The organism is Membranihabitans maritimus (assembly GCF_021729145.1).
Classification (GTDB): Bacteria; Bacteroidota; Bacteroidia; order Chitinophagales; family Saprospiraceae; genus Membranihabitans; species Membranihabitans maritimus.
This window is the reverse complement of sequence record NZ_JAJSLW010000008.1, coordinates 64,555-83,094: the sequence shown is the minus strand read 5'-3', so window position 1 is coordinate 83,094 and position 18,540 is coordinate 64,555. Positions and strand designations below refer to the sequence as shown.

Annotated in this window: 14 protein-coding genes; 9 read left to right on the top strand and 5 right to left on the bottom strand. The window is 38.0% G+C overall.

Annotation, left to right across the window (positions count from 1 at the left end; all coding sequences use genetic code 11):
- The first annotated feature begins 468 nt into the window (after positions 1-468).
- The 5 genes from LVD47_RS11130 to LVD47_RS11110 all read left to right on the top strand — a co-directional run bounded on the left by LVD47_RS11130 (position 469) and on the right by LVD47_RS11110 (position 7,755).
- Positions 469-813 carry a PadR family transcriptional regulator gene (locus tag LVD47_RS11130; RefSeq protein WP_236975959.1) on the top strand — a complete coding sequence of 115 codons (345 nt, stop codon included), beginning with the start codon at positions 469-471 and terminating at the stop codon, positions 811-813.
- The gene (locus tag LVD47_RS11125; RefSeq protein WP_236975957.1) at positions 806-1,462 is read left to right on the top strand and encodes a PspC domain-containing protein; all 657 of its coding nucleotides are present in this window, start codon (positions 806-808) and stop codon (positions 1,460-1,462) included. The genes LVD47_RS11130 and LVD47_RS11125 overlap by 8 nt, the downstream gene beginning before the upstream one ends.
- Positions 1,463-1,490: 28 nt before the next feature.
- Positions 1,491-3,146: a serine hydrolase gene (locus tag LVD47_RS11120; protein ID WP_236975955.1), complete on the top strand. Its 1,656-nt coding sequence runs from the start codon at positions 1,491-1,493 to the stop codon at positions 3,144-3,146.
- A gap of 87 nt (positions 3,147-3,233) precedes the next feature.
- Positions 3,234-4,814: a peptide chain release factor 3 gene (locus tag LVD47_RS11115; RefSeq protein WP_236975954.1), complete on the top strand. Its 1,581-nt coding sequence runs from the start codon at positions 3,234-3,236 to the stop codon at positions 4,812-4,814.
- A 511-nt stretch (positions 4,815-5,325) separates the two neighbouring features.
- A complete protein-coding gene (locus tag LVD47_RS11110) occupies positions 5,326-7,755 on the top strand; it encodes a TonB-dependent receptor domain-containing protein (protein WP_236975953.1) in 2,430 nt (809 codons plus the stop codon).
- A 95-nt stretch (positions 7,756-7,850) separates the two neighbouring features.
- On the opposite strand, the gene LVD47_RS11105 is transcribed toward LVD47_RS11110, so the two are convergent.
- The 3 genes from LVD47_RS11105 to LVD47_RS11095 all read right to left on the bottom strand — a co-directional run bounded on the left by LVD47_RS11105 (position 7,851) and on the right by LVD47_RS11095 (position 12,654).
- Positions 7,851-10,067 (bottom strand): DUF5682 family protein, encoded by a 2,217-nt coding sequence (locus tag LVD47_RS11105; protein ID WP_236975952.1) that lies wholly within the window; start codon positions 10,065-10,067, stop codon positions 7,851-7,853.
- A gap of 161 nt (positions 10,068-10,228) precedes the next feature.
- On the bottom strand, positions 10,229-11,326 hold the full coding sequence (locus LVD47_RS11100) for an AAA family ATPase (RefSeq protein ID WP_236975951.1): 1,098 nt from the start codon (positions 11,324-11,326) through the stop codon (positions 10,229-10,231).
- Complete coding sequence (locus LVD47_RS11095; RefSeq protein ID WP_236975950.1) at positions 11,323-12,654, bottom strand: HEAT repeat domain-containing protein; 1,332 nt, start codon at positions 12,652-12,654, stop codon at positions 11,323-11,325. The genes LVD47_RS11100 and LVD47_RS11095 overlap by 4 nt, the downstream gene beginning before the upstream one ends.
- A 157-nt stretch (positions 12,655-12,811) precedes the next feature.
- Between LVD47_RS11095 and LVD47_RS11090 the strand changes: the two genes are divergently transcribed.
- The 3 genes from LVD47_RS11090 (at position 12,812) to atpC (ending at position 16,014) form a co-directional block, all read left to right on the top strand.
- Positions 12,812-14,044 (top strand): hypothetical protein, encoded by a 1,233-nt coding sequence (locus tag LVD47_RS11090; RefSeq protein WP_236975949.1) that lies wholly within the window; start codon positions 12,812-12,814, stop codon positions 14,042-14,044.
- Between the two features lie 189 nt (positions 14,045-14,233).
- Entirely contained in the window at positions 14,234-15,754 is a 1,521-nt protein-coding gene (atpD, locus tag LVD47_RS11085; protein WP_236975947.1) for a F0F1 ATP synthase subunit beta, read from the top strand.
- Positions 15,755-15,756: 2 nt separating this feature from the next.
- On the top strand, positions 15,757-16,014 hold the full coding sequence (atpC, locus tag LVD47_RS11080; RefSeq protein ID WP_236975946.1) for an ATP synthase F1 subunit epsilon: 258 nt from the start codon (positions 15,757-15,759) through the stop codon (positions 16,012-16,014).
- Positions 16,015-16,098: 84 nt separating this feature from the next.
- Here the strand turns inward: atpC and LVD47_RS11075 are convergent, their stop codons facing one another.
- Positions 16,099-16,623 (bottom strand): DUF2911 domain-containing protein, encoded by a 525-nt coding sequence (locus LVD47_RS11075; protein ID WP_236975945.1) that lies wholly within the window; start codon positions 16,621-16,623, stop codon positions 16,099-16,101.
- Between the two features lie 154 nt (positions 16,624-16,777).
- Positions 16,778-17,527: a DUF547 domain-containing protein gene (locus LVD47_RS11070; RefSeq protein WP_236975944.1), complete on the bottom strand. Its 750-nt coding sequence runs from the start codon at positions 17,525-17,527 to the stop codon at positions 16,778-16,780.
- Positions 17,528-17,597: 70 nt separating this feature from the next.
- Here LVD47_RS11070 and LVD47_RS11065 point away from each other — a divergent pair, with 70 nt between their 5' ends.
- Positions 17,598-18,497 (top strand): PfkB family carbohydrate kinase, encoded by a 900-nt coding sequence (locus LVD47_RS11065; protein ID WP_236975943.1) that lies wholly within the window; start codon positions 17,598-17,600, stop codon positions 18,495-18,497.
- Positions 18,498-18,540: the final 43 nt, after the last annotated feature.

Genomic DNA, 18,540 nt, shown 5'->3' with positions numbered 1-18,540 from the left:
CAAACAGGCCCCGCCTCGAATAACGACGAAATAAACCAGAAGGACTGGGTAAATATCTTACTTTCACCTTGCTCCCCGGTTGAAACAATTCTTATTCGAACGTGAGTCCGACAGAGAAAATAAGAGCTCTGAAGTGCCTGTCCCGAAATGAAATTGTCGGGAAGCGAAATATACCTACCCCTGGGAGACCAAACCAGGGTGGGAAACAAATCTTTGTCGAGCTCACGTTATTCGATGAGTTTAGGTTTAATATTCTGCTGGCTTTACTTGATTTTAAAAACATTCCAGGGGTTTCGTCCTTGCGTTAATCGGTAAAATAAAACTATTCATCTAAATTACTATACATAAAATAGTAATATGCTTTGCAAAGTACTATATCATTCTTATGTTTACAAAGTCAATTATAATTAAAATGCATTTTACCTTTTTATAATTACCAGCTATTAATCAATTATAACATGAGAAATTATGAAAGTAGAGAATATTAAAGCCCAAATGAGGAAGGGAGTCCTGGAGCTCTGTGTCCTGGGGATTCTATCCGAAAAAACCATGTATCCATCAGATATTATCCAGAATTTAAAAACCCGTCAATTAATAGTAGTAGAGGGTACACTATATCCTTTACTTAACAGGTTGAAAAGAGATGGATACTTGTCCTATCATTGGAAAGAATCAACCAGTGGACCACCTAGAAAATATTATGCTATTACTGAAAAAGGACAAGAATTAAAATCTGAATTAAAAAAAGCCTGGGAAAAATTATCACAGGCCGTAAATTTTCAAAACACTAAAAAAACAACCGAAAATGAATAAAATAGAATATATCAACCTTGGAGGTATCCCCCTGGCAGTCGACGTTGATGCAGCCCATCATTTACAAAACTACTTATTGGGATTAGACAATTACTTTGGCAAATCAGAACACGCCAATGAAATAATTGATGATATCGAACTTCGTTTGGCCGAACTTATGGAAGAATCCATGGGATCAAGGAAAGTAGCCAACATGAAAGACGTTAAATACGCTATTAATATTATGGGTAGTCCCGAACAATTCGACAACCTGGAAGATACTGAAGAATTTGCAGAATCAGTAGACCACGATTTTTCAGAGGAAAGGGAGAGCTATCAATATAAAAGGAAACTTTACCGGAACCCCGATGAAAAATTTATTGCAGGCGTTTGTTCCGGAATATCCGCTTACTTCGGGATAAATGACCCTATTTGGATTCGATTAGCGATTGTTGTCTTTACAATTACCGGTGGTGCGGGAATACTATTATATATTATTTTATGGATCGTAATGCCTGAAGCACGCACTTCCATAGATAAATTGAGAATGAAAGGAGAACCCATTGATCTTCAAAATATAGAACGAATGGTAGAAGATGGTTTTGACCAAATTTCAGATTTAGCAGACCGGGTATCTGAAAAGTTTACCAAGAAAAAGAAGAAATGGTAAAATTGCTTTTCCTTTTAAAACTACCACTATGAATACCCTACTAAACTGGCCTTTTTTTCTTGTGTACCTTTCAATTATACTTGTAGATCCTGTAAATTGTCAAACACAATCTGAAAAATTTGACCGCTTATTGGAAATGCAATTTTCACCTGAGGGACCAGGGGCCACGGCCCTGGTTTCCCAAAATGGAAAAATCATCTATCAAAGAGCATTGGGGAAGGCGAACCTTGAGCACAATGTGCCTATGGAAAATGACATGATATTTGAAATAGGTTCTATTACCAAACAATTTACTGCTGTAGCTATTTTAATGCTTATGGAAGAAGGGAAACTAAGCCTTCAGGATGATATAAAGAAATACATTATGGATTATCCGGTCCAGGGCTATAATATCACTATCCACCACCTTCTCACCCACACTTCCGGTATTAAAAGTTATACATCCATAAAGAAATTTAACCCCAATTTTTGGCGATTGGATCATACGCCTGAAGAAATAATAGATTCTTTCAAAAATGAACCCATGGATTTTGAACCTGGTGAAGAATACAGGTACAATAATTCAGGATATATCCTTCTCGGTCATATAATTGAAAAAATATCGGGAATATCATATGAAGAATTCATTGAAACAAGGATTTTCGCACCGTTGGGAATGAACCATTCCCGGTATGGTAAAATGTCAGAAATTGTTTCAGGTCGAGCCAATGGATATCATAAACAAGATACTTTTATCAATGCTGAATACCTTAGTTTAACAGTACCTTATGCTGCGGGGTCCGTTTTGTCTACCGCTAAAGACCTCCACTTATGGAATAGCGCAATTACCAATAACGAACTAATTTCCCAATCTACCAAAGAATTGGCATTTACGAATTACAAAACCAATAATGGGGAAAATATTAATTATGGTTATGGCTGGACGATCAATGAAATTAATGGTAGCAATACTATTGAACATGGCGGAGGAATATTTGGATTCTTATCTAATTCCATCTACCTCCCTGAAGAAAACATATACGTCGCTGTTTTCTCCAATTGCGATTGCAGCAGTCCGGTAGAAGTCTCTACCCGCATGGCAGCTATTACAGCCGGAAAACCCTTTCCAACTGTAGAAGATACGATTTCAATAGTTCCTTTACATTTAGCAAAATGGCAGGGAATATATCAATTTCCCGATAGTTCCGAAAGAATAGTTGAATTTAGTGATGACCAATTATTGACTTATATTCCAGGGAATACCAAAGAAAGATTATTGCCTATCGGACCAAGTACATTTATTATAGCAAATACATTTGTCAAAATCTCATTTGGAAAAAATAATTCAGGAATTATCTCCCTGGAATACAGTAATCGTATCGATAAAAAAAGGGGATTGAAAACAGATAAGCTCATTGAGAATCCAAAAGATATTGAAGTACCCGCTGATATTCTGAAAAAATATACTGGAATCTATGAAATACAACCGGGATTTGATTTACAAGTAACACTTGAAGGCACCCAATTATTTACACAGGCTACAGGTCAACAAAAATTTGCCGTTTACCCCAAATCTACAACCAGATTCTATGTCAAAGATTTTGATGCTGAATTGGAATTCGAAAAAGATGAATCCGGAGACTATACTATTTGTAAATTATTTCAGGGGGGTAGAATTGTACCCGCGACTAGGAAAAATGACTAGATATCCTATACAGAGAATGGTATTTTTTCCTTTCTGCCAGTCATTTCAAAAATTACCCTACCTTTGCACGCTCAAATCGAAATAGGAATGAAGCTAAAAGACGAAATAGCAAAAAGGAGAACATTTGGAATTATTTCGCACCCTGATGCAGGTAAGACAACCTTGACTGAAAAGTTACTTTTATTTGGAGGAGCAATCCAAACAGCAGGTGCGGTCAAATCTAATAAAATTAAAAAGCATGCTACATCGGATTTTATGGAAATTGAAAAGCAAAGGGGTATTTCCGTAGCAACATCCGTAATGGGGTTTGAATACAGAGATTTGAATATAAATATCCTAGACACTCCGGGTCACCAGGATTTTGCCGAAGATACCTACCGGACACTATCAGCTGTCGACTCTGTAATAGTAGTAATCGATGTAGCAAAAGGTGTGGAAATTCAAACTGAAAAATTGGTTAATGTTTCCAGGATGCGGAATATCCCCATAATAGTTTTCATCAATAAATTGGACCGCGAAGGAAAAGATGCCATTGACCTTTTGGATGAAGTTGAAGAAAAGTTGGGACTTAATGTACTTCCCCTTAGTTGGCCCATCGGCATGGGACAACGTTTCCAGGGGGTTTACAATCTATATGAAAAGCAACTCGTTCTTTTCAATCCACATGGGCAGCAAGACGAAGATGAAAGTCTGACAATAAAAGAACCTACATTGGAAAATCTTGAACCTCACATAGGTACTGCTGCTGCGGAAGAATTATTAGATGAGCTGGAAATTGTGACTGAAGTATACGATCAATTTGATAGAAAAGAATATGCTGAAGGAAGGCAATGCCCGGTTTTTTTTGGTTCTGCAATAAACAACTTCGGCGTGAAGGAACTCCTGGATTGTTTTGTCGAAATTGCTCCCAATCCCCGCCCTAGAATTACTGAAGAACGCACAATAGCCCCTGAAGAAGAAGCTTTTACAGGATTTGTATTCAAAATTCACGCTAATATGGACCCAAAACACAGGGACCGGATAGCGTTTGTCCGAATATGCTCCGGTAAATTCGAACGCAATAAATTTTACCATCATGTACGAAAAGATGCCAAGTTGCGATTTTCCAATCCAACAACTTTTATGGCTTCAAGAAAAGAAATAGTGGATGAATCCTACCCTGGAGATATTGTAGGATTATACGATTCTGGGAATTTCAAGATTGGTGACTCTATTACAGAAGGTGAAAAGTTAAATTTTAAAGGGATTCCCAGGTTCTCTCCGGAATTATTCCGCTATGTAATCAATAAAGACCCCATGCGATTCAAACAATTGGATAAAGGCCTGATAGAATTAATGGACGAAGGAGTCGCACAGTTGTTTGTCAAAGTAATGGGTACTCAAAAAATTATCGGTACTGTAGGGGCTCTCCAGTTTGATGTTATAAAATACCGGTTGGAAAATGAGTATGGCGCCAATTGCGATTATCAACCTATTAATATTCACAAAGCCCTTTGGATCGAAGTTATAAATAAAGAAGAATTTAAGGATTTTGAAAAAAGAAAGGCCAAAGACATTGCCAAAGACAAAGATGGGAACCTTGTATATTTACCCGAAACTGCCTGGTCCCTTAAAATGGCCCAGGACAATTATCCTGGAATTGTCTTTCATGAAACATCGGAATTTTAATTTTTGAACTTTGAGGTTGGTAGTCTTTGGGTCTCCGCTTTTCACTTAACAGACGGTCCATTTTTTGATTAAAATTAATTCTTATAAAAGAATATTATTATGGATACCTTGCTAAGAATTGCTCTATATTTCCCATCCCTTTCAAAAGAAAAACAAACTCTTCACCTTGCATTAGTGCTGCACAATACACATTCATGGGACAATACCCCATGCCATTAGAAGGTACTAATTGGTTCATTTGCTAATGCTCCAAAATCCAATACCTTTTGATACATTTTCAGTTATTTAAATTCAAAAATGATACATGCTTCTCCCGTAGGGATAAAATCATTAATTAATATAATAAATTCTATACACTTTGAAGACTCATCAACTCCCAGTATCAAGTGATCACTAACTATCCTTCAATCCTTCGACCAATCCCTCCAATCTTTCTACCAACTATAGTAACTTTTTAGAAACGCAACCCGTCTTATCAATACTACAAACTACCAACTATAATTTTTATAAAATGAATCATTTAATCTTACTACCAGCTATCTTTATTTGGGCATGCCTCACATCGGCTAATGCCCAAAGTCCTTTTACCATTACAGGAAACCTCAATGACGAATCCGAAGAGGTAATATCTTATGCTAATATTGTCTTATACGATGGTGCCGACACATCCATTGTCAAAATGAACTATAGTGAAGATAATGGAGACTTTTTATTAGAAACCGATCAGGCAGGCTCATATTTTATTGAGATTACTTATATCGGGCTTCAGGGGTATCGATCCCAACCTTTTGAATTGAATCCTGGTCAACCTACAAAAGAATTTTCAACGATTACCTTAAAAGTTCAGGGAGAAACGTTGAAAGAATTAGTCGTTACGGCTAGAAAACCCCTTCTGGAGGTAAAACCTGATAAGATGGTGGTCAACGTCGCCGGAAGCATTAATGCTGCCGGAAATAACGCCCTGGAATTACTGCGCAAATCACCGGGCGTCATGGTTGATCACAATGAAAATATCAGTCTTATGGGAAAATCGGGTATTCAAATTTATATCAATGGAAAAAGGTCTCCCTTAAATGGAGACCAATTAGCCAATTATTTGAAGTCACTCCCTTCAGAAGATATTGAAAACATAGAGCTCATTACGCAGCCTTCTGCTAAATACGATGCTGAAGGGAATGCCGGTATTATCAACATTGTACTCCGGAAAAATCAAAGTGAGGGATACAATACAAATATTGCTACTGGGTATTCTCAAGGGGAAAAAGCCCGATACAACGGTTCCGTAAACACCAATTTAAAAAAAGGAAAATTTAATGTTTACGGTGCTTTAAGTTATAATAACAACCAATGGCCCAATTCACAGGTTATTTACCGAGAACAAAATGGGATGGTCTTCGACCAGCAATTGAACACCCTTTCTTCAGGAGAAGGCTTGAATTACAGAGGAGGGATTGATTATAGTCTTTCGTCCAAAAGCATATTGGGAATTATGATTCATGGGAACACCAATGAATGGGACTGGGCAAAGGAGTCCACGGCTTATATCCGCTCCACAGACCATTCGGAAATAGATAGTATTCTCATTTCCGATGGTGGGAACTTCAGTAAAAACACCAATACCAATTACAATATCAACTACAAATATACCGGAGAAAAAGATCAATCCCTGAATATTGACGCAGATTATGGAGTTTTTGGGCATAAAAATCATCAGGACCAGCCCAATATATACACCGATGCATCGGGCCAGGAAATCCTTCAACGCAGAGATTATTATATAGAAGCACCTTCTGAAATAGAGATTTTAACTATAAAAACAGATTATGAACAACCGGTGTGGGCAGGCAAAATGGGTACAGGACTAAAATGGTCTAAAGTTCTTACTGACAACACTTTTGACTTTTACAACGTCTTCAGCGGTGATAAATTCCAGGATATGGACCGTTCGAATGATTACACTTATGATGAACAAGTTTTTGCCGTCTATTTGACCTACAACACAAAAATTAATAAATGGGGTATTCAAGGCGGTCTACGCGCAGAACACACTAGATCAAGAGGAATTTTAGAAAGTCAAATGCAGACCGAACTCAACGATGTGATAAGGAATTATACAGATATTTTTCCATCACTGGGATTCACCTACGACCTGTCTGAAAAAAATGTACTACAATTGAGCTATAGCCGCCGAATTAACCGCCCCAATTACAATTCACTCAACCCATTCGAATTTAAACTGGACGAACTTACCTACGAAAAGGGAAACCCCTTTCTTTCGCCTGAATACACCAACAAGCTACAACTGAGCCACACGTGGAACCATATGATTACATCCACCTTGGGTTACAGTGAAACAAAAGATATGATCTCCCAACTGATTGAAGTAGCAGACGGAAACGCTGCTTATCAGACCTATCAAAACCTGGCTTCTCAAAAAGATATATCTTTTAATGTTAGCGGCTCAATACCCATAGTAGAATGGTGGTCTGCATTTTCCAATGCCACATACAATTACAGGGAAACTTTTGGGGAAGTAAACCAGGGACAAGAAGCCCGATTACATCTTAATTCATTTAATTTTTACTCCCAGCATACATTCACACTGCCTTCAGACTTTTCTTTAGAATTAGACGGTTTTTACAATTCTCCTACCATCTGGGGAGGACAATTTGTATCAAAACAACAATGGGGCATAAATCTTGGTGTACAAAAGAAATTATTTGACAACAAAGCCAATCTCAAAGTAGCCATCAATGATATTTTTAATACTATGCGATGGGAATCCAATAGCAAAGTGGGAGATTTTTTCCTATTGTCCCGGGGCAACTGGGATAGCCAACAGTTAAAAGTAAGTTTTTCATATTCTCTGGGAAATAACAAAATTAAGTCCCGTCAAAGATCCACCGGGCTGGAAGACGAAAAAAACCGGGTGGGAGGATAATGTCTAAATAGTAAGCAACAAATTAGTCGAGACTAATTTGTTGCTTTCATTCCCCGGCATTATTTACTCTTCAGTGAAACTTTGCTGACAGGTAATCATTTGACTTTTTGCTCCAATCCGAATTTTTCTATGAGCTGTGTAACTTGAAAATGAAGGTTTTTACCAACTTCTGCTATAGGTTCTGAAAACTCCAAATTCTCTTCTTCCCCTTTCACCTTTCTGAATAACATTTCCCGGTCTCTAGAAGGAGATTGACTAAAGATTTTTCGCAACATGGGTAAATTTTCTTTAAAAGACTTTACTTCCATATTAGATAACCATGTATTCAACTGACTCAAAAAAATATCATCGAATAACAACCATAAAATGCCACCTGAAAATAAACCCTGTAACCAATCAACCGTTTCCTCGGGAGTAGCCCGTGTAAGGTGATATAAAAAATGTCGCTCCACTTCATTCCGCCTGAGCCCTGAATCATCCATACATACTCTGAGTGCCTTACCAGAAAAATAATCCGTCACATTGGAATGTGTAAGAATTTCCAACCATGCCTCCGCCAAAGTTTTCCGTAAATGTAAATACCGCACCCCAGCCACACCAAAACTAACCGACTCCAATAGAGATTTCAATTTCTCCTTTTCATCTTCAGAAACAGAAAATACCACATCGGGTATCTGGTAAGCGACTTTGGAAACCATACGATCCAAAAGGCTGGATACATCTGGAGACTCTTTCCAACGTATTGAACCATATTCATTGATAAAAAGTAACGAGTTGATACAGCTAAGCAATGGAAAAATAGAATCCGTAACAATATATATTTTAACAAGTTTATTGTAAATAATATCAAACAAAGGCTCAAAACCACATAAAAATGATTCATCCAATAAGCTTATCAAGTCTGACATATCTTCTGTTTCCTGGATAGACTCCAGTAATTTAGCAGAAGCTGCAGAATAGATTGTTGTCCCGAATGTTCCAGCCTGGATTAAAGCCCATTCAGAGACCGGATCCCACTCAAGATCCCAGGTTTCCTTAAAATTTCCATAAGAAGAATTCGATCGTTCAACTACCATTGCGAGGGGAATTTCCAGTACCCTGGTACAAAATAGAAAACGGGATAATTCCAAATGCTTCGTATTTCGCAAATCCAATGTTTTGGAAATTGGAAAATGATCCTTGAACAACTTCGACAAACGAGCACTTTTTAATCGCTGTCTAAAATCCTTTTGCAATGGGACCGTAAAAAGGTCTTCCGGGACTACTCCTCTTACCTTGCCCGTAAAAATTTCTGCGCCGTGTATTTCTTTCCACTCTTCACTCCCTTCATAAAAAACCGCTGTGACGACATCCTCCATTTCGGGAACCCCCAAACTCTTTTTCCCCCTGATATCACGCAGCGCCCTCGCCAACCGCACCCCTTCCAGGACATGAGCTGCACTTAATACTTTTTCAATTCTTATCACCCTCATAGATTTTGAAAGCCAGTGTACAGCAGCATCATGACCATACTTGAAAAGTGATTCATACCAGGAGGGAAAAGCAATTCCTGCCCCATAACCACTTTCCCGGTCCATTCGAGCATATGACCAGGGGACCCACAATGCTTCTGTTTTTTGAACTTTTAGCTTATCAACTTTTTTCTGCCATTTACTTTCCCCCCTGTCATAGTCTTCTAAAAACGGCACATGGTAGGCACCACAAATCACTGCAATCTTAGCAAAACCCGCATCTTTCGCTTTCTCCACCTGGCTGGCCATATACCATTCCCTCAGGCGCGTATCCTGAGACTCCTCCACCCCATTCCGCACTTCTCTTATCAGAGTAGAAATATCTTTAAAAATCCTGGTGTCATCCGATGCGGATTCCAGGTAATGATCCCACCACTGTTCCACATCTTTAAACTCCGATGCTTCAGCCAAAACAGCAAATGGATTAAGACTCCTTCGACTTCGTCCCAATTTATTCTTCATTACCGCTCCCATCGGTAAGTCTATAAATCGAATCGGAATTTTTTCATTAAATACATATTGCAAAACACACCATTCAGGGGAAAATTCAGCCAAAGGGAAATAAGCTGCACGCTCAAAATTCTTGGGATCGTAAATCAATCCGGCTACCGGTGGTTTAATCTCATAGGGATTGAAAAAATCCATCAATGACTGTGCATCAGAAGGTGCTTCCAACAACACTATATCGGGCTTCCACTCAGACAGCGCTTTCCGTACCCGCAAAGCAGAACCCGGGCCATGATGTCGTATTCCCCATATTTTGAGTTGTTGATTTTGTGAATCTTTGAGTTTTCGGGTCATTGATTTTGTTACTTTCCTTTTGCTTTAGATTTAAGCTTTGGATCCAGACATGAACAAAGCTTGCCCCGGATCCCGACACCTTCCGATATACCTGGAGCCATAGACATCGAAATCCAATCTATGGGCTACTGCCTTTCAACTATATCCATTGATAGATAAACTTATGCTTTCATCCTTTCATCTCCTCCTAATTCATCGTACAAATCCTTCCATTCTTCCCTTTTAGCCAAAACCAACCGCTTGTAATCCATCCAGGGCTTCTCATCTTTATCCGGATTTTTAACAATTGATCCCGGCAGGGTAGCTGCCAGTTCCCGGGCCCCCACCTTTGAATTTCCAAAAAAGCCAGCCATATAAATACAGTGTTCCAGGGTAGAAATTGCCTCCGCTGTACTCAATACACTTTCAGTTGTACTAATTTTTTGTTTTCCATCCAAAGTCTGACCGGACCTTAGTTCCCGATATACCTGGACCACCCTCTCTATTTCTTTCCTTGATAATTCGACTTCGTCACTGAATTGCACTGTATCTGACTGGAGTTTGAAACTTACAATATCTACTTCTTCTTCCAATGTATCCGGGAAAGGCATTCTAACAGTATTAAATCTGCGCTTCAAGGCGTCACTAAGTGGATATGTCCCCTTATCCTTGTCATTCGATGTAGCAATTATGTTAAATCCTTTTCGCGCCCGGACCTCCAATTGCAGTTCCGGGACTACTATTACTTTTTCAGACAATAGGGATAACAAATTATCCTGGATCATCGCAGGGATCCTGCTTAATTCCTCGATACGACATATAGCCCCTGCTTCCATTGCTCTATATACCGGTCCCGGCACCAAAGCCTCTTCCGAAGGTCCTTTTGCAATCAAGGAAGCATAATTCCATCCAAATAATAAGTCTTCCTCAGCAGTTGCACTACTACCCTGGATCAAATGCGAAGTCTTACCACTCACTGCAGCACTCAAATGTTCTGCCAACCAACTCTTTGCTGTTCCCGGCACACCGGTTAACAGTAATGCCCTATCTGTAGCTAATGTAGCAATAGCCGTCTCTACAAGGTGGCTATTTCCTATATATTTGGGGGTAATATTTACGCCTCCAATCTCTCCCCCCCCCTTGATAAATTGTAAAACAGCCCGGGGAGACAAATACCAGTTTTCGGGTTTCAAGCCTTTATCATTTTTTTGGAGTGCATCCAGTTCGTCTTTATATAAATTTTCTTTGCGCTCCCTGAGAATTTGAGATTCTTTTGTCATTTAGGATAGATTTCTTTTAATATCAGTCTCCGTGTATCCAAAATTCCTTTGGCACTTATCTTCCACTCTTCCTCGCCCACCAAAATATCATCGTACAATATATTCTTGATGTAATTGGGATGGATTTTACTGACCACTGTATCCAAAGGTATAAAATCGTGAAAAAAGAATTCGGATAATTGATACTTTAAATGTTTCCAAATCTTTTCCGACTGATCAACATTTAGAAAAGGGAAAATTTTATCCAGTGTCTTTTTGAATAGGGTGCTTCCCCATTGCACATCACGCAGTAAAAATGTATCCATCAAAATACTGCACGATCCAGGAGTCAAGGCCTCAACTACACTATCTTCCAACATACCTTTTTGTCCATCCAGGATATAATCCATCAAAAATTCCTGGTCTCTATGAAATTTTGCCCCCTCAACCAAAAATTGACCTTCTGGCCCCTCTGAATTTGTCAATTTACAATCTCCGGGATCAACCACTTGCAATAAACGCTCCCTTACAGCGCCGTCCAAAGTTATCGCCTTCAGGTCATTGATTCTAAAATTCAACTCTTTCAGGGCCTTTTCATGCGAAAGGCTTTCTTCATTGACATATATTCGTTTAACTATTTCCGCAACAGGGTTGTATATAGTTTCGTCTTTTGAGCGCAGTAAAGACTTCAGGGCTGCTATCCGTACTTCTTTGCTTCCCGTTTTCAATTTTGATCGCAAAAATTCCGCTAGATGTGGTGCATTATCCAAAGCCAGGATTTTAATCATTTTGGCTTGATGATGACTTGAAACAATATCGAACTGATCCAAAATAAATTTCTCTGTTTTTACGGGAAAAATCAACATGCGAAATTGCAAGCATTCGTAAAATTGATAACTACCCACTATCAGGTCTATTTCCGGATCAAATGCCCGGCTATAAAATTCCCATTCCGGATGGGAAAGTGATAATTTTAAAGCTAATCCATGACAATTATTGTATGCCAATCGCCATAAACCAGGTGTATTCTTGATTTGCGCTAATAATTCAGGTAAAATAATACCGGGAAATTTCATTTTTGAGCGTTGCAAATGAAAGAACAACTCTTTCATCATTCCTTCCATTTCTCCACTACGGATAATAAATCTGCACTCCGATTCAATATTAGGTTCTACAAAATCATCTTTAGTGAATCCGTCTAATACCTCATCTTCTTCCTGGCCAATAAGTAGTCTGGACTGAAAATAATAGTAATTTAAATCATTGGAAAAATCTTGTGCGGTATAACCGCCTTCATTCGGTTTGTTTTCCAACAATAATTTCTTCCTTAAATGATCGCTACTCAACATTCTATAAAGTAGAAAATTAAATTTAGTAAAACAAAATATAACTTAAAATCAAGTAAATTCTAATAATCACAAGGGCCGCAGAAAAATTGATTTCAAAAACACAACTCCCACTAAATATACGTTATAACAATAACTTTTACTTACAACAGATCCAACTATGAAAAATCACCATCTAGTTATTATACTCCTCGTCATCACACAGGCTTGTAAATCTTCCCACAGCGAAATTGAAGCCAATACTTTTAATTCATCTTCCGACACACTGGTAATTAACACAAAAAAATTCAAAGGAAACAGCCTTTTCCCCGATAGGGCAGGCTATATGAGTTTCAGGGACTTTTCTGAATGGGAAGAAGAGTTGGATTGGTTTGATTTTGAGTTAACTTATCCTGAAAATATGCAAAATGCAGAAATTGGATTATCAGGTATAATGTTAAAACCAATACGATTTTACGACAAACAGGGAAGTGATACGATTCAATTAAATACTTCGAGATCCGAAAACATTAGATGTATAGCCAAGGGCAAAATAGATAATAAAGAAATTTTTATAATCGATGATAATAATAATAAGGATTTTCGGGATGATTCTATTCGGACATTTCAAAAATGGAACTGGAGATCTGATGATAGCTTAATCACATATCGCTTTACTCTAGATCTAGAAAATAGTTCTCATCAAGATTCCGGGTGGATAAAAATAGGACAATCAGAAGGGAGTTACCTTTTCTCAACATGTGAGCATCATGAAGGAGAATTCAGCATCGATGGAATCCAATATACCATAGGGATTGTTGATGAAAATTCGAGTTCCTTTTGTTACTTTAAACCCGCATTTGCTTTAATAGAAGAAAATGGTCTGCAAAGGGACACCCTTTACAAAAATGATATCCTGGCAAAAAATGAATACATCAAATTAGGAAACTCATACTACAAGATAAATGATTTCTATCCGGGTTCAGGTACAATTAGGCTCACCAAGGAAAAAAACTTTGAAAGTCTGACGGGTACTCAACTCGGGGCCCAGGCACCTCATTTCACCGCACAAACTCTTTCCGGAGATACCATCCAAAGTACAAAATTAAATACCGAATACCTACTTATAGCCAACATGTCCGGATGTACACCGCGCTCGTACGATGAATATGGGAAAATGATCCAAAAACTGAATGGTAAAATGACAATTATAGGTATGGAGTATAAAGTCCCGGAGAATTTAGGTGGACTTCTCGTAGAAATTGAAAAAGATGTCAATCAGGATTTTTATCAAAAATACAGAAATGCATATAGCAGTTATGATTGCTATCTCATCGACAAGGATTATCGTATCGCTGATAAATTTAGCTTATTTGATTGGGAAACCCATCTAACCCAATATATTGAACATTAAAATTTATTAAAGAGCTGTACATCTTAAAATAAATTTCTACGTAAAGGATCTGGTTTTCAAAAGGAATCTTCCATTAGCATATTTTTTTAATTTATAATTTATAAAGTCCCCGGACTTTTTGCCATTAAGAGAAAAGAATTATCTTTGCGGAAATTTTATGACTGATTCAAAACGCAACATCTAAAGAATATGGCGAATATAGGTAAAGTAAAACAGGTCATTGGTCCCGTAGTGGACGTTAGTTTTCAAGCTGAAGGTTCACAATTACCGGATATCTTGAATGCTTTGGTGATTAAAAGAAAAGGATTTGAAGATTTGATTCTCGAAGTTCAACAACATCTCGGAGAAGATAGTGTAAGAGCAGTAGCTATGGATGCGACTGACGGACTTGTAAGAGGTCAGGAAGTCATCGACACCAATGCTCCCATCAAAATGCCGGTAGGAGAACAAATCAAAGGAAGGCTTTTTAACGTGGTTGGAGAACCTATTGACGGTTTGAAACAAGTGGTAAAAGATGAAAATTCTTATTCTATACACAGAAAACCGCCAAGATATGAAGACTTATCTACAGAGACCGAAGTCCTTTTTACCGGGATTAAGGTAATTGACCTTATTGAGCCTTACGCCAAAGGAGGTAAAATTGGTTTGTTCGGTGGTGCTGGTGTTGGAAAAACCGTTTTGATTCAGGAGTTGATTAACAATATTGCCAAAGGATATGATGGGATTTCTGTATTTGCAGGAGTAGGAGAACGTACCCGTGAAGGGAATGACCTTCTTCGTGAGATGTTGGAATCAGGCATTATCAAATACGGTGACGACTTTATCCATTCCATGGAAGCAGGAGGCTGGGATTTGAGCAAAGTAGACTACAAGGAATTAGAAGATTCAAAAGCTACATTTGTATTTGGACAGATGAACGAACCTCCTGGTGCTAGAGCACGTGTGGCTCTTTCAGGTCTGACAATCGCAGAATATTACCGTGATGGAGATTTGAGTGATGCTAATGGAGGAAGGGATATTTTGTTTTTCGTAGATAATATCTTCCGGTTTACACAGGCGGGGTCTGAGGTTTCTGCCCTTTTGGGACGGATGCCATCAGCAGTTGGATACCAACCAACCCTGGCTACGGAAATGGGATTTATGCAGGAAAGGATTACCTCTACCAAAAGAGGGTCCATTACTTCAGTGCAGGCCGTATATGTTCCTGCGGATGATTTGACAGACCCCGCTCCGGCCACTACATTTGCCCACCTTGATGCAACTACGGTATTGAGTCGTAAGCTTTCTTCGTTGGGTATTTACCCTGCGATTGACCCTCTTGATTCATCATCTAGAATTTTGGATCCGAAGATCCTGGGTGATGAGCATTATAAAACAGCACAAAGGGTTATAAACTTATTACAACGATATAAAGAACTACAGGATATCATAGCTATCCTCGGTATGGAGGAATTGAGTGAAGAAGATAAACAGGTCGTTCATCGCGCGCGTCGGGTTCAACGATTCTTGTCACAGCCCTTTCATGTTGCAGAACAGTTTACCGGTATTCCAGGTGTAATGGTACCTATTGAGGAATGTATCCGTGGATTTAATATGATCATGGATGGTGAGGTTGACGAATATCCGGAAGCTGCTTTCAACCTGGTAGGAACTATTGAAGAGGCGATCGAAAAAGGGAAGAAAATCATTGCTGAAGCAGAAACTGCATAATTATGACAATTGAAGTATTAACACCAGGTGAAAAAATATTTGAAGGAGAAATTTCCTCTATTTTAGTACCCGGGGTAAACGGACGATTTCAAATTTTAGAAAATCACGCTCCTATCGTTTCGGCACTCGTTGCGGGTACGGTAAATATTAAATTATCAAGTGGTGGCGAGAAAAATTTCTTGATTGAAAAAGGATTTATTGAAGTCTTAAATAATGAAGTTTCTTTGCTGGTCCATACACCCGTCGAAGAGAATGTATAGAAATTACAATGACATATCAGCATAAATGCAAAAAGCCGGAAAAAATTTTTCCGGCTTTTTTTATTGCAACTTTAAATAGAAAAATTATTCCACACTTATTGGCAAAACTGCCTTTTCCCATTCAACGACAATGGCGTCATCCTCTATCCTGTATTCAAGACGTTCTGTAATGTCGTCTTTCAATTCAGCTTCCACATCCACTCGCAAGGCATCTTTGGATTCATCGTAATCATATGCTCCCCATTGTTTGGCTACTGTATTAAATATAACGGTTGTCGGGCCTTCTTCCCTGGGGATCAGAAAAAAGCTATACTTTCCAGCAGGCAACTTTTTTCCCTCAATCATCAAGTCTTTATCCGTTTCCAGGGTAGTGGCATCATTTGCTCCCGCTCTCCATACTTTGTTATAAGGCACCAGGGCTCCCCAGATAGTTCGTCCTTTCACCCCAGGTGAACTGTAATTAATTGTAATATTTGCTCCATTAATGGTTCCTTCTGCCGTCATCGGGGGACTGGCCGGTTTCTCTTTATCCTGACTCCATGCAGCGGAGGTCATCATAACAGCCACAAAAAGAAAAAATGCTGTCTTAAATGCTTTTGAAATTTTCATGATCTTTAAAATTTTTAGTTCTAAGTTTAATTTTATAATTAATATCGTTTCAATGTGAATGTATTTTATTCACTCAAATGGTATAACGACAATTTTTCAAAAAAAATATATAGGAATTAACATTTTATAAAAGATAGAAAAATAATTAAATGGCCTACCTTTCATTTAGATCCCAATTATATGCTTTATAAGATATTTTCGCCTCAGGGTCTATGTTTTTATTTGAATACTTATTCAAAAATTCGATTATTGTTCCCTCCCTGGTAAAATCACCGGAAAACCATTTAAAAATAGAAGAAATTTCAATATTGTTTTCAGCGATATTATTTTTCGAATTATTATTAATAAAAGTTTTGGCTGCGGACGATAATTGGGCATTAAGATTTTCAGCAGTGTAAGCATAAGGACTTAATGAAGGACACGATATAGAAGCGCAATTAACGGCAAAATGAATTCTCGGTTCATCAAATTGCTTGCGAATAATTCCATGTTCTATATTATTCAAATCGTAAGTTCTCTTTTCAATAGTAATAAACTTTATATCCCACACTGAATTGACAAATGACACTCCCGGCTTAATATCTTTAATACTTTGAACCGGATAATTGTCGACAATCAATTTAATGGTAAATGCATTATACGCATTGATCCAGTAGGCAAGCTGGTCATTGTCCGACCAATATTTATCGTTGGGATGATTTCGGGAAAGTAATTCCAGATATTGATTTAATTTTGAAGAATCACTAATAAAGCCTTTGTAATCTACAAAACCCTCACCATCGACGTGGGATTGCAAAAGAGTGTCCCATATTTTGTGGGAAACAGGCTTCGAATCTCCTTTATATTTTGAAACCTTACATGAAAATATCATGAATACTGAGCAAATAATAATTAAATTTTTCATAAAGGTTGTATTTCACTTATTAAATTATGATCATTACATTAAATTATAATAATCACTAATTAGTATAAAGATGTTAAAAGATATAAATGTTTTGGCGGTAGGTGAAGTTTTATTTGATGTTATACAAAACAACTACAAACTGGGTGGTGCTCCTTTCAACGTGGCAGCACATATGGCACAACTGAAAAATAATAGTTACATATTATCTACGGTCGGGTCTGACCATCTTGGAGACCAAATTGAAGAGGAAGCCAAGGAACTGGGTGTACACACAGATTTTCTTGTTAAATCAGGTCAAAAGCCCACCGGTACTGTGGAGGTAGTATTTAATGACGGAGAACCGGATTATGAAATCATGGAAGATGTAGCATATGATTATTTACAAGTAAAGTACGACCATCTTGAAAGTGTCAATTGGGACATCGTACTATTCGGGACTCTGGCACAACGCACTGCTAACAATCAAGTATTTTATGAAAAACTTTTACATACCATTGAGGCTGATTGGATCTATTTCGACGCCAATCTACGAAGGGAATTTTATAATAAAGAAGTGATTGAAACTTCCTTAAAAGCTGCCAACATTATAAAATTTAATGAAGAAGAAATAGCAATACTATCCAACTTACTGTATGGTGAAAAACTAGGCCCTGAATTTTTTGCTGACCTTTTGAGATCTGACTATAATGTAGAAATTTGCATATTTACATTCGGTAAAGACGGATCCAAAGCTTTTTACCAGGGTAAAACGTATACCCAACCCATTGTAAAAGTTAGAACTCGCGATACTGTAGGTGCCGGAGACGCATTTAATGCAGGATTTTTGGATTCCTGGGTACAGGAAAAAGATATCCAAAAAGGATTAGCTGCCGGGAGTAGATTGGGTGCCTTTGTAGCCGGCCAACGAGGAGCTATACCTAGATATGATTCTGAAATAAAATCCTTTTTCGGTATCGATGAAGAAGAATGAAATCGATTTAGTCGATAATTCAACTCAATCCGACGATCTTTTT

Coding starts and splice junctions, on each gene's coding strand:
- LVD47_RS11130 (WP_236975959.1), top strand. CDS start 469: ATGAAAGTAGAGAATATTAAAGCCCAAATGAGGAAGGGAGTCCTGGAG.
- LVD47_RS11125 (WP_236975957.1), top strand. CDS start 806: ATGAATAAAATAGAATATATCAACCTTGGAGGTATCCCCCTGGCAGTC.
- LVD47_RS11120 (WP_236975955.1), top strand. CDS start 1,491: ATGAATACCCTACTAAACTGGCCTTTTTTTCTTGTGTACCTTTCAATT.
- LVD47_RS11115 (WP_236975954.1), top strand. CDS start 3,234: ATGAAGCTAAAAGACGAAATAGCAAAAAGGAGAACATTTGGAATTATT.
- LVD47_RS11110 (WP_236975953.1), top strand. CDS start 5,326: ATGAATCATTTAATCTTACTACCAGCTATCTTTATTTGGGCATGCCTC.
- LVD47_RS11105 (WP_236975952.1), bottom strand. CDS start 10,067: ATGACCCGAAAACTCAAAGATTCACAAAATCAACAACTCAAAATATGG.
- LVD47_RS11100 (WP_236975951.1), bottom strand. CDS start 11,326: ATGACAAAAGAATCTCAAATTCTCAGGGAGCGCAAAGAAAATTTATAT.
- LVD47_RS11095 (WP_236975950.1), bottom strand. CDS start 12,654: ATGTTGAGTAGCGATCATTTAAGGAAGAAATTATTGTTGGAAAACAAA.
- LVD47_RS11090 (WP_236975949.1), top strand. CDS start 12,812: ATGAAAAATCACCATCTAGTTATTATACTCCTCGTCATCACACAGGCT.
- atpD (WP_236975947.1), top strand. CDS start 14,234: ATGGCGAATATAGGTAAAGTAAAACAGGTCATTGGTCCCGTAGTGGAC.
- atpC (WP_236975946.1), top strand. CDS start 15,757: ATGACAATTGAAGTATTAACACCAGGTGAAAAAATATTTGAAGGAGAA.
- LVD47_RS11075 (WP_236975945.1), bottom strand. CDS start 16,623: ATGAAAATTTCAAAAGCATTTAAGACAGCATTTTTTCTTTTTGTGGCT.
- LVD47_RS11070 (WP_236975944.1), bottom strand. CDS start 17,527: ATGAAAAATTTAATTATTATTTGCTCAGTATTCATGATATTTTCATGT.
- LVD47_RS11065 (WP_236975943.1), top strand. CDS start 17,598: ATGTTAAAAGATATAAATGTTTTGGCGGTAGGTGAAGTTTTATTTGAT.